The sequence below is a fragment of the Pigmentiphaga sp. YJ18 genome (genome assembly GCF_038066655.1).
GTDB lineage: Bacteria > Pseudomonadota > Gammaproteobacteria > Burkholderiales > Burkholderiaceae_B > Pigmentiphaga.
The window spans coordinates 134001-145802 of record NZ_JBBUKU010000001.1; the positions used below are offsets into that span (position 1 = coordinate 134001).

Consider the following 11802-nt stretch of genomic DNA (forward strand, 5'->3'; position numbering starts at 1 on the left):
AACCATGAACAAGCCGACTCCCACGGCGGTGCAAGCCGAAGAGACCGCCCGCCGCATCCACGCCGAGCACATCGTCATCGATTCGCTCGCGCCCAGCTTCGTCGACGAATGGGCGCTGACGCCCGCCATGATCGAGATCGGCAAGGCCTTGCAGGCCCAGGGCGGCTCGCGCCCCGCCATCAAGAAGGCCATGGCCGAACATCTCATCGCCCAGTGCGCGCACGATCCTGAAACGCGCGAAGCCTATCTTTCGTACTGGCGCCGCTCGGGTGTCACGGCGTGCAACCACACCCTGTACGCATCCGGTCCGCCCGACACCGCGCTGGACGCGACGATCGCCAGCGCGCGGCGCGCCGAAACACTCATGGCGTCGCTGGGCGGGCAGGTGACGCTGGCCACCGATGCCGCGCAAATCGAAGCCGCGCACCGCGATGGCCGGCACGCGGTCATGTACAACCTGCAGAACGCCGAGCCCGTCGGGGCCGACCTCGACCGGGTGGAGATCCTGCACGAACTTGGCGTGCGCAGCATGCAACTCACGTACAACCTGCGTACCCGCTTCGGCGACGGCTGCCTGGAGACGAACGACGGCGGCCTGAGCCGTTTCGGCGCCGCGCTGGTCGAGAGGATGAATGCGCGGCGCATGATGGTCGATCTCTCGCACGCCAGCGCGAACACCGCGCGCGACGCGGTTGCCGCGTCCAAGGCACCGGTCGTGGCCACCCATACCGCCGCCCGCGCGCTCAGCGGCCATCCGCGCGGCCTGCCCGACGATGTCCTGAAGGGCATTGCCAACGGCGGAGGCTACGCCGGCGTGGTGATCCTGCCGGCCTTCATCCTGCCCGCCGAGGGCGACGGCCGTGCCGAAAAATACGGCAAGCCGCGAAACTGGGCCACGCTCGACACCGTCGTCGACCATCTCCAGCACCTGGTGAACGTGATGGGCGAAGACCACGTCGGCCTCGGCACCGACTGGGGCAAGCCCTACTACAACGCGCTGGCGTGGACACCATCGATGATCCGGCCCGAAAGCGGCAGTTTCAACTGGGTGGGCTGGCGCCCGCAGGACCGCTTCGACCCGAACGCGCAGACCCTGGACATGGAAACCTGGGACAAGTGGCCCAACCTGACCGCGGCCATGCTGCGTCGGGGCATGGCCGAATCCACCGTCGCCAAGATCGTCGGCGCGAACTACTTGCGGGTATTCCGCGAGATATGCGGCTAGCGGCCGCCTCATCTCCCGGCCCGGAGCAGCGCATTGCGGTAATAGGCGCCGGCATCGTCGGCGCCTGTATTGCCCATGCACTGCGCCGCCGTGGCGCCGACGTCGTGCTGATCGACCGTGACGAACCGGGCCGCGGCTGCAGCTTCGGCAACCTGGGCGCGATCAGCATGAGCTCCGTCGCCCCGCTGGCCATGCCCGGCGTCCTGGCCTCGCTGCCGAGCATGCTGCGCGATCCCGAAAGCCCGCTCTTCCTGCCGCTAGCCTACCTGCCTCGCGCGCTACCCTGGCTGCTCAGGTTCCTGGCATCGGCCCGCGCGGCGAAGGTCGCGGAAGCGTCGCGCATGCTGGCACGCCTGCACGCCGGCGCCGTCACGGCGCACCAGGCCCTTGCCCACGAAGTCGGCGTCCCGGAACTCATCCTGCAGCGCGGCCAATTGCACCTTTACCCCGACAGCCGCGCCCAAGCCAAGGATGAAGCCGCGTGGCGGCTGCGTGCCTCGCACGGCCTGCCCTTCACCCTTCTCGACCGCCCAGGCATCCTCGAACTGGAACCCCATGTAGGCGGGCGCTACACCGTCGGCGTGTTCCTGCCCGAGGACGGAACCATCCTCAATCCGCTGCGCTATGTCCAGGCCATCGTACGGGCATTCGCCGCGCGCGGCGGCGAGGTCCGGCGCGACGAGGTGCGGGCGCTCAAGCGCGACGGCGAACGGTGGGAGTTGGTTTCCAGGCGCGGCAGCGAACGCTTTTCCGGGGTCGTCGTGGCCGCCGGCGCGTGGTCGACGCGCCTGCTGGGTCCGCTCGGCATACGACTGCCCCTGGAAAGCCAGCGCGGCTACCACGCACAGTTCTCGGGCTGCGCCGGGCTGGTCTCGCGCTCGGTGGTGCTGGCCGACCGGAAGATATTCCTTGCCCCCATGGAGGACGGACTGCGGGTAGGCGGCACGGTCGAGATCGCGGGCCTCGACCGCCCCCCGGACATGCGCCGCGCGCACCTGCTCGAACGCATCGTGCGCGAAACCTTCGCCGGCCTGACTGCCGCAACGGCTACGCATTGGATGGGCCATCGCCCCTGCATGCCCGACTCCCTGCCCGTCATCGGCCCAGCCGCCGAGCCCGGGCTCTGGCTGGCCGTGGGACACGGCCATCTCGGCATGACCGACTCGGTCAATACCGCACAGAGGCTCGCCGATGGCATGCTGGGACCTCTGGCCTCGACGTCCCCATTGCCACAACCTGATCAACGTATATAATGAGAATCGTTCTCATCAATTTCCTCCGCACCCGCGCGGGCCCACATGTCCTCCGGCGACACCACCCTCAAATTCCACGCCCTGTACAGCGACCACCACGGCTGGCTGCAGGGCTGGCTGCGCCGGCGCGTGGGCCACGCGGGGGATGCGGCCGATCTGGCGCATGACACCTTCCTGCGCATTCTGCTGACGGGGAGGACACCGGAAGCCGAGCAGTCGCGCGCCCACCTGACACAGGTCGCCAAAGGCCTGGTGATCGACCTTCACCGCCGCCGCCTGGTGGAGGCCGCCTACCTGGACGCCCTGTCGCACCTGCCCCAGGCGCAGACGCCGTCGGCTGAGCAGCGGGCGCTGATCATCGAGGACCTGTTGCTGGTGGACCGCGTGCTGGGTGCCCTGCCGGCCAAGGTGCGCCAAGCGTTCCTGCTGTCGCAACTCGATGGACTGACCTATTCCCAGATCGCCCAAACCCTGGGCATTTCATTCGCCACGGTGCGCAAATACATGCTGCGGACGGCCCAATCGCTGCACGCGGCCATGCTGGCCTCTGAAGGGGTGAACGGGCGGTGAGTGCCGCGCATGCTTCACCGGCCCCGGAGTCTTCCGGCGTCTCCGAATCCGCGGTGCAGCGGGCGCTGGAATGGCAGGTGACATTCTGGTCGGGCGAAATCACGCCGCGCGAACGCGCCGCCTTCGACCGTTGGCTGGCGCAGGACCCTGGACATGCGCGGGCCTGGAACCAGGTGCAACGCACCGGCCAGCGCGTCCGGTCGCTGACCGGACCGGTGGAAGGCGAGGCGCTGCGCGCGGCGGATGCGGCTCGCCGAACCGGCACCCGCCGCACCCTGCTGCGAGCCATGGGATTGTTCACGGCGGCCGGCGTGGCCGTTTACACGGCTCGAAACACACCGCCGGTCCAATCGATGCTGGCCGAACATCGCACGCGCCGCGGCGAGCGCCGGAACTTGCTGCTGCCCGACGGCACGCGCCTGGTGCTCGACACCGACACTGCGATCGACCTGCGATTCACCGCGCAAGCGCGCGACGTGCTCCTGCGCGCGGGCGAGGTCTTCATCGCGACCGCGCCGGACCCGCGCGGCGCCCAGGGACTGCCCTCTCGTCCGTTCTCCGTGCATACGCGGCATGGCGCCGTACAAGCGATCGGCACGCGGTTCGCGGTGCGGCTGTCCGACGGGAAATCGATGGTGTCGGTGGACGAAGGCGCGGTGCGGGTCCAGCCGCGTCTGGCCTCCGCTGGTCCGGTACGGCTTGAAGCGGGGCAGCGTACCTGGTTCTCCGAGGCGGCGGTGGAACCGCCGACGGCCTCCATTCCCGGAGATCCCGCCTGGACACGTGGTCTGCTGGTTGCCGAACGCATGCGGCTGCGGGACTTCCTGGCCGAGCTGGGCCGCTATCGCAACGGCGTGCTGCGCTGTGATCCGGCCGTGCAGGACCTGGTCGTCTCCGGCGTGTACCCGCTCGACGATACCGATCTGGCCCTGTCAACCCTGGCCCATGCGCTGCCGGTGCGTATCGACAGCGTGACGCGATACTGGGTAACCGTACGCGCGCGGGCGGGCTAGAGACCGTGCCGGCACACGCGCCTTCCGGGCCGGGCCGGATTTTTCTTTCAGTTGCCGTAGCACTTTTTCCTTTTCGTCCGGGATATCAGGAAAGGCCCTCGCGCAAATACGAGGCCGCCGCGCAACCCACGGAAAGGAAGACCATGCCTTCGCGCACCCGCAGCCGATCCAATACTTCGTCCCCATTCCCGCGTACGCCGCTGACACGCGCCGCGCTGATGCTCTGCCTGGCGGCGGGCAGCCTGGCGCACCCCCTCGCCACCCGGGCTCAGGCCGCGGCGCGAGGCGATACGGTACTGCGGCACGAGATTCCCGCGGGCACGCTGGACCAGACACTCAATCGCTTCGCCGCCACGGCCGGCATCACGCTGTCGATCGACGGCGCGCTTACGGCCGGCAAGACCAGCCGGGGCCTGTCGGGCAATTTCGGCGTGCGTGACGGCCTGGCGCACCTGCTGGCCGGCTCGGGGCTGGAGGCGGTGGCCACGGCCGGTGGTGGCTATGTCCTGCGCGCCGCCCCTCTCCAACCGTCGACCAGCGATACGACGCTGCCGACCATCACCGTGACGGCCCGCAGCGAGTCCGAGGCCGAGCTTCCCCCGCCCTACGCCGGTGGACAGGTCGCGCGCGGCAGCCGGCTGGGCCTGTTGGGCAACCAGGACGTGATGGACACGCCCTTCAACGTGGCCAGCTATACCAGCGAGCTGATGCAGAACCAGCAATCGGCCACGCTGGCCGATGTACTGGACAACGACCCTGCCGTGCGCATGAGTTCACGCGGACGCAATACCAGCGTCGGCGGCGGCGACAACTTCTTCCTGCGCGGCTTTGGGCTGGGCAACCGCGATATTTCGCTCAACGGCCTGTATGGCGTACTGCCCTATGGCACGCTGTCGCTGGAAACGATAGAGCGGGTGGAGGTGCTCAAGGGTCCGAGCGCACTGTTGACGGGCATGGCCCCCAGTGGCGGCGTGGGCGGGGCCATCAACGTGGTGCCCAAGCGGGCGACCGATGCCCCCATCACGCGGCTGACGGCCAGCTATGCCTCCGATTCGCTCTGGGGAACGCATGTGGACCTGGGCCGGCGCTTCGGCGAACAGAACCAGTTCGGCGTGCGAGCCAATGGGGTCTATCGCAGCGGAGACACCGCGACGTCGGGACAATCGGTCAAGCTGGGAGCGGCATCGGTGGGCCTGGACTACCGGGGCGAACGGCTTCGTGCCTCGCTGGATCTCGGGTACCAGTCCGACGACGCGCGCGCCGCGTCCGTGGGCTATCGCCTGGCTCCCACGCTCACGGCCGTGCCCGCCGCACCGAAGACCGGGGCGCGCTTCGCCCAGGACTGGGAACGCCGCAAGTATGTGGACGACTACCAGGTCGCGCAGGCGGAGTTCGACGTGTCGTCCGCGCTGATGGTCTACGGCGCCGTGGGCGCGCGCGACCACCGGCACAGCAACTACCGCACCGAGTCGCGCATCCTCAACCCGGCGGGTGATCTCGCCACGTCGCCCGTCAATTATCCGGAAACGTCAAAATCCAAATCGTTCCTGGCGGGCGCCCGGATGAAGTTCGAGGCGCTGAACGCGCTACATGAACTCAATGTGGCGGCATCCTCCCTGGACACCACGGCCGGCTATGGCTTTGCGCAGTGGGCGGGCGTCGCTTCCAACCTGTACGCGCCCGCCACGATCCCGGACCCGCTGCGTACGGGCGCGCCGTTCGCAGGCTTTCTCGACACCCGCAAGGCCTCCGAGACGCAATTGTCGTCGGTGGGCATCTCCGACAGCATTTCCTGGAACGACGACACGGTGCGTCTCGTTCTGGGCGTGCGCCGGCAGAAGATCACCGTGGACAACTATGCGGCCACCGCACCGGTCAATCCGCGCACGTCGGGTTACGAACGCACGGTCAATTCGCCCGCTGTCGGTCTGGTCGTCAAACCCTGGAACAACGTCTCGCTGTATGCCAACTACATAGAAGGACTGAGTCCCGGCACCACGGCACCGGCCGATGCCGAGAACAGCGGGGAGATCTTTCCCCCCGTGAAGACCCGGCAGAAGGAACTGGGCGCCAAGATGGATTTCGGACGCGTGATCGGTACGGTGTCCCTGTTCGAACTCAGGCAGCCCAACGCGATCACCGTGCCCGGCAGCACGCCGCTGGCCTATCGCTACGTGATGGATGGCGAGCAGCGCAACCGCGGCGTGGAATTCAGCGCCTTCGGCGAACTGGCGCGCGGCGTGCGGCTGCTGGGAGGCATGACATACCTGCAGGCCAAGCAGATGCGCACGCAGGGCGGCACCAACGACGGCAAGGACGCCATCGTGGCGCCGCGCTGGATCGCCAACGTCGGCCTGGAGTGGGACGCCCCCTTCCTGCCCGGCCTGACGCTGACCACGCGCGTGCTGGCCACTGGCAAGCAATACGTCAATGCCGCGAACACCTTGCGGCTGCCCGGCTGGACCCGCTGGGACGCCGGCGCGCGCTACCGGACAAGGGCGCTTGGGTACCCCGTCACCCTGCGCGCGAACGTGCTGAACCTGACCAACAGCAGCTATTGGGAAGGCAGCGCGGGCTCCGGCGGCATCGTACTGTCGGCGCCGCGCACGGTCTACCTCTCGGCCACGATCGACTTCTGAGCCCGACGTGCGTCTACGGCCGGTGATCGGGCGGCTGCACCGCTGGATCGGACTGGCGACCGCGGGCTTCCTGCTGGTCGCGGGCCTGACCGGTGCGCTGTTGGCCTGGTACGACGAACTGGATGCCTTGCTCGCACCGAGCTTGCTGACGGCGCACCCGTCTCCTGGCGCCGCGCAGCCGCTGGATGCCCTGGCCTTGCGTGCGCGGGTGGTGCAGGCCTACCCGCAGCGGCAGGTCAACCATGTACCGCTAAGCCAGCCTCCAGGCCGATCGGCGGTGTTCTTTGTCGCGCCCGCTCCCGGCGCCACCGGCAAGCCGGCCTCGCCGGTGGCGCAGGTGCTGGTCCAGCCCTATACCGGGCAGGTACTGGGCGATCGTGTGCTCGGGCAAGCCGCACTTGGGGCCCGGTACGTCATGCCCTTCATCTATCGCCTGCATCATTCGCTGGCGCTGGACCTGGCTGGCACGCTGATGCTGGGCGCCGCGGCGCTGCTCTGGACGGTGGACTGCTTCATCGGCCTGTGGCTGACCCTGCCCGCCGCCGTGGCCTCGCAGCGGCGGACCGGCGGCACGGCCGGCAAGTCCTGGCTGCGGCGATGGATGCCTTCCTGGTGGGTACGCTGGCATGGCGGCAGCTACAAGCTCACGTTCGACCTGCATCGGTCGGGCGGCCTCTGGATCTGGGCCATGCTCTTCGTTCTCGCGTGGAGCAGCGTGGCGTTCAACCTGGCACCGGCGTACGACACGGTCATGGCACGCGCCGGCCTGTCGTTCCAGGCCACCACGCGCTCATTGCCGATGCGGGCCGTGCCGCAGGATCAGCCCGGCCTGAGCTGGCACCAGGCACTGGAGACCGGCCGGCTGCTGATGGAACAGCAGGCCTCGTCAGGGGGATTCTCCGTGCTGCGCGAAGATCTGCTGTACTACGACCCGCGGCGCGCGCTGTTCAGCTACTACGTGCGCAGCAGCCTGGACGTGCGCGAGCGCGTGGGCCGCACCCTCGTCGCCTTCGATGGCAACACGGGCGAGCTGCGCCTGGCCTGGCTTCCCACCGGCGCCGCCGGCGGCGACACGATCACCAGTTGGCTGGCCGGCCTGCACATGGCCGCGAGGTGGGGCTGGCCGCTTCAGGCGCTCGTTTCGGTGGCGGGGCTGGTGGTCGCCATGCTGAGCGTGACGGGCGTCCTGGTCTGGCGGCGCAAGCGAATATCGCGCAGGCGGGCAAAGTCAGCTTCCGCGCCCGCCAGCATGCGGCCTTAGGCACTAGCGGTCAGGCTGGCAAGAATGCTTTCGAACGATTCTTCCGCCAGACCGTGCAGTTCCGCGGTCGTGCGGTTCTGCATGGGATGCGGCACATAAAGCGACGCCCCTTCGAAGCCGATTGCCGCGCATTGCTTGGCAAAGGCATCGCGGAACTCGGTCGTCAGCACGCTTACCCCCGGCAGCCCCCGCTGATCCAGGTCGTTCAGGTCATGCGTGCTGCACGAGGTGCAGGAGCCGCAATCGGACAGCGCGATGACCACGAGGTCGCAGTTCTGGGCGATATCCTGAATCATCGGCACCGGCGCGGTGCGGGTATTGGTCGGCTTCTTGTAGCGGCGGGTGGCCACGCCCACGCTGGCAAAAAGCTGCTCCAGCCGGTCGATGAATTCGTCGCCGCGCATCTTGCCGATATCCATCAAGGCGACGGTCTTGCCTTCCAGCGACGCGGGCGGGGCCTTGCGAGGCCGCAGCAGGGACGCCAATTCGGGGGTAGGGTCCCGCAGAACGCTTTCGTACATGGCATTTACTCCTTGATTTCACGGGTGACGGGTTGCGACTCGTCGCGGAAACGGCCGCCGGTCCACCCGCAGAGAATGGCGGAGAACAGGCCCGCCTGGCCCCCGGCCCGGACAATGAGCAGGCCGTCGTCCCAGAACTTCGGTACGCCGCCTTCGTCCTTGCGGCTCGGATGGATGCCTTCGCCGATGCCGTGGGCGCCCTGCACCAGGTCTTCGGCGGGACGCACGCAGGCGGCGTGCAGTTCGGCCGTGATGCGCTGGCGGTCCCAGCCGGCCTTCCTGTAGATCTCGTAGTGCTCGGCCGACAGCACCAGCATGGCGTTGGTGAACTGGGCCAGTTTCGGATGGCCGACGGCCACCAGCGCGGACGCGAACGAACGGGTCAGTTCCTCCGGCGTGCGCGAACGCTGGTCGATGAAGCCCTGGATGCCGTCGCCCTGGAACAGGGTCACGGCGCTCTTGCCCGGCGCGATGCCGCGCGCGACGGACAGCGGTTCCCAGCTGGGATCGGTCTCGTCTTCCGCGAAGCAGAACGTGTACTTGCCCGGGCCACCCAGCGTGGAGCGGTCCAGCTCGCCGGGAATCCCGCCGCCGACGTTGCGGATGATCAGTTGCAGGGCCCGGCCGATGGTGGCGTTGGCGCGATTGCCCTGGCCCAGGGCATTGATGCCCCAGTTCATGCCGATGCGCTTGGCGATCGGGCCGTTGACCACCACGATGGGGCCGGAGAAGCACGTGGTGCACAGCAGGCCGTGCATGGTGAAGACGGGCTCCAGCGCGGTCTCCAGCGCGGCCAGGAGCACGGGCATGTACTCGGGCTTGCAGCCGGCCAGGACCGCGTTGATGGCGACTTTTTCAACGCTGCAGGGCGCGAGGTTGGGCGGCACCAGCCCCACGATTTCATCCGGCCGGCGCGAGGTCCCGGACAACATGCGCAGGATGCGTGCGTCGGTCGGCGGCACCACGGGCAAGCCATCGCTCCAGCCCCGGTCGTAGCAGCGCTCGACCGGATCGTCCCAGTGGTCCACCTCGATGCGGCGCGCCTGCAGCCCGGGATCGCCGAAGGCTTCGACCAGATGCTCGTACACGCCCGGCTCGCGGCTCTTGGAGCCGCACCCCGGTTGCCACGCGGGAAGGCTTCCCCCCAGGTCCGGCTGGCCCGTCAGCGCCTGCCACGCATCGCGCTGCCAGCCGAATTCGCGTCCGACCTCCCTGCCGCCTTCGACCTTGATCAGGGTCGGCACGGTTTCCACGTCGTACCGGAACGAGGACTCCAGGCGGGTGTCGTCGATGGGCGCAAGCCCTTCGTAGAACGCCGGATCGTCCTGTACGAAGACCTTCAGGTTGAACCCTGCGGAGAGGAGCTGCTGATATACCGGGCGCAACATGGCGCAGGTCTCGCAGGCCTCCTTGACGAAAAGAACGTAGCCGTCCTCCACGGCCTCGTGTGCAAAATGCTTGGCTTCTGATATGTCAGACATGGCGACTCCTCGGATGGCACCTGCTCAGTACCTGTTGTTTCGCAAAATCACGTATTGACGGCTTCCAACTGATATACTAGATTCACATCCACCAGACGTCAACAAGCACCGCGCCATGACCATATCCGACACGACTTCCACCGCCACTCCGCCGGCCTCTCAACAGGGAAAATTGGCGGATTTGATACGCGCCCGCATCGTCAGCGGCGAACTCGGGCTGGGGCAGATGCTGTCCGACAAGGAACTGGCACTGGAATATCAGATAAGCCGTACGCCCGTGCGCGAGGCGCTTCTGGAGTTGCGGTCCGCGGGCCTGGTCGTGAGCTATCCGCAACGCGGCACCTATGTGTTCGATCCCTCGCCGAAAGACATCGCCGAGATCTGCCAGATGCGCGGGCTGCTCGAAGCCGGCGCCCTGCGTGTCGCGGCGGCTGCCGGCCTGACGTCCCTGGTGATGGAACTGAACAAGGCTGTCGCGCACATGGCGTTCGCCATCGAAGCGGGCGACTTCCGCATGATCGAGACCTTCGACACCCAGTTCCACGAAACGATGGTGGCGATGTGCGGCAACTCCCGGCTGGTCGCGGCCTATCGGCAAATCTCCGACCAGGTGCGCGTGCTGCGCCATCGCCTGCCCGCCCGCCGCCAGCGGGTCCATGACGCACTTGCCCAACATCGGCGCATCGTCGACCTGCTGACGGCCGAACGGATCGACGATGCCGTCGAAGAAGTGCACCGCCACGTCGAGCGAGTGCACGACCTGCTGGACCACCCTGAACTGGCTTCAGGAGCGGAATCCCCCAGCCAACCTTGAAGAGGTCGCCACCATGTCGCCGTTCCGCCGCAGCTTCATTCCGCTTCTTGCCGTTGCAGGCCTGTCCGCAGGCACCGCATCGGCGCAGGACACCTATCCGTCGCGCCCCGTACGAATCGTCGTGACGCTATCCGCCGGAAGCCAGGTCGACATTCTGGCCCGCCTGGTCGGCGAGAAGCTGGGCCAGAGCCTGGGGCAGCCGGTGATCGTGGACAATCGGCCGGGCGCCGGCGGCACGCTGGCGGCAGCGTTCGTGGCCGCCGCCGCGCCCGACGGCTATACGCTGCTGATGACCGCCAATGGGCACGCCATCAACCCGGCCCTGTATGACAAGCTGCGCTTCGACACCGCCAAGGATTTCCGGGGCGTCAGCCTGGTCGCGGTCGTGCCCAGCGTGCTGGTCACCTCCCCAGGCGTGCCGGCCACGAACGTGTCGGAACTGATTGCGCTGCTCAAGGCCAATCCGGGCAAATACAACTACGCCTCGCCCGGCGTAGGCAGTGCCGGCCACATGGCCACCGAACTCTTCAATCTCGATGCCAAGGTCGAAGCGACCCACGTCCCCTACAAGGGCACGCCCGAAGCCTTGACCGATCTCATGGGCGGCAACGTCCAGTACTTTTTCGCTCCGCTGGGCGCCACCCTGCCGCTGGTCAACACGGGCAAGGTCAAGGCCCTGGCGGTCAGCACCGCGGCGCGTTCGCCCGCGCTTCCCAACACGCCCACCGTCGCGGAATCGGGATTGCCCGGATTTCAGTACGACTTCTGGTATGGCCTCGTCGCGCCCGCGGCAACCCCGAAACCGGTCATCGAACGCCTCGCGTCCGATATCCAGAAAGCCCTGCAGTCGCAAGACGTGAAGGAGAAGCTTGCCGCCCAGGGCGCAGCGCCCTCCTCTCTGACGGATACGAAATTCGACCAGTTCCTTCAGTCCGAAATCAGGAAATCCGCGGAACTCGTCCGGATCTCGGGCGCCGCCAATGCCCTGAAGTGACCAGGAAGAACATCCTCACCAACCGAGACAC

At 67.6% G+C, this 11802-nt stretch carries 10 protein-coding genes; 8 read left to right on the plus strand and 2 right to left on the minus strand.

Going from position 1 to position 11802, the window contains the following annotated elements; all coding sequences use genetic code 11:
• Positions 1-4 precede the first annotated feature (4 nt).
• The 6 genes from WKR98_RS00680 to WKR98_RS00705 all read left to right on the plus strand — a co-directional run bounded on the left by WKR98_RS00680 (position 5) and on the right by WKR98_RS00705 (position 7961).
• Positions 5-1225 (plus strand): dipeptidase, encoded by a 1221-nt coding sequence (locus WKR98_RS00680; RefSeq protein ID WP_341431738.1) that lies wholly within the window; start codon positions 5-7, stop codon positions 1223-1225.
• On the plus strand, positions 1216-2478 hold the full coding sequence (locus WKR98_RS00685) for an NAD(P)/FAD-dependent oxidoreductase (RefSeq protein ID WP_341431739.1): 1263 nt from the start codon (positions 1216-1218) through the stop codon (positions 2476-2478). Before WKR98_RS00680 ends, WKR98_RS00685 begins: the two co-directional genes overlap by 10 nt.
• 45 nt (positions 2479-2523) lie before the next feature.
• Positions 2524-3048: a sigma-70 family RNA polymerase sigma factor gene (locus WKR98_RS00690; protein WP_341431740.1), complete on the plus strand. Its 525-nt coding sequence runs from the start codon at positions 2524-2526 to the stop codon at positions 3046-3048.
• Between the two features lie 53 nt (positions 3049-3101).
• On the plus strand, positions 3102-4061 hold the full coding sequence (locus tag WKR98_RS00695; RefSeq protein ID WP_341433748.1) for a FecR domain-containing protein: 960 nt from the start codon (positions 3102-3104) through the stop codon (positions 4059-4061).
• 143 nt (positions 4062-4204) lie between these two features.
• The gene (locus WKR98_RS00700) at positions 4205-6700 is read left to right on the plus strand and encodes a TonB-dependent receptor (protein WP_341431741.1); all 2496 of its coding nucleotides are present in this window, start codon (positions 4205-4207) and stop codon (positions 6698-6700) included.
• Positions 6701-6707: 7 nt separating this feature from the next.
• The gene (locus WKR98_RS00705) at positions 6708-7961 is read left to right on the plus strand and encodes a PepSY-associated TM helix domain-containing protein (RefSeq protein WP_341431742.1); all 1254 of its coding nucleotides are present in this window, start codon (positions 6708-6710) and stop codon (positions 7959-7961) included.
• Here WKR98_RS00705 and WKR98_RS00710 read toward each other — a convergent pair.
• Positions 7958-8482, minus strand: a complete 525-nt coding sequence (locus WKR98_RS00710; RefSeq protein ID WP_341431743.1) for a UGSC family (seleno)protein — start codon at positions 8480-8482, stop codon at positions 7958-7960. The genes WKR98_RS00705 and WKR98_RS00710 overlap by 4 nt on opposite strands.
• A 5-nt stretch (positions 8483-8487) precedes the next feature.
• The gene (locus WKR98_RS00715; protein ID WP_124691383.1) at positions 8488-9963 is read right to left on the minus strand and encodes a thioredoxin family protein; all 1476 of its coding nucleotides are present in this window, start codon (positions 9961-9963) and stop codon (positions 8488-8490) included.
• Positions 9964-10078: 115 nt separating this feature from the next.
• Between WKR98_RS00715 and WKR98_RS00720 the strand changes: the two genes are divergently transcribed.
• Positions 10079-10777, plus strand: a complete 699-nt coding sequence (locus tag WKR98_RS00720; RefSeq protein WP_124691384.1) for a GntR family transcriptional regulator — start codon at positions 10079-10081, stop codon at positions 10775-10777.
• Positions 10778-10790: 13 nt separating this feature from the next.
• Positions 10791-11771 (plus strand): Bug family tripartite tricarboxylate transporter substrate binding protein, encoded by a 981-nt coding sequence (locus WKR98_RS00725; RefSeq protein ID WP_341431745.1) that lies wholly within the window; start codon positions 10791-10793, stop codon positions 11769-11771.
• Positions 11772-11802: the final 31 nt, after the last annotated feature.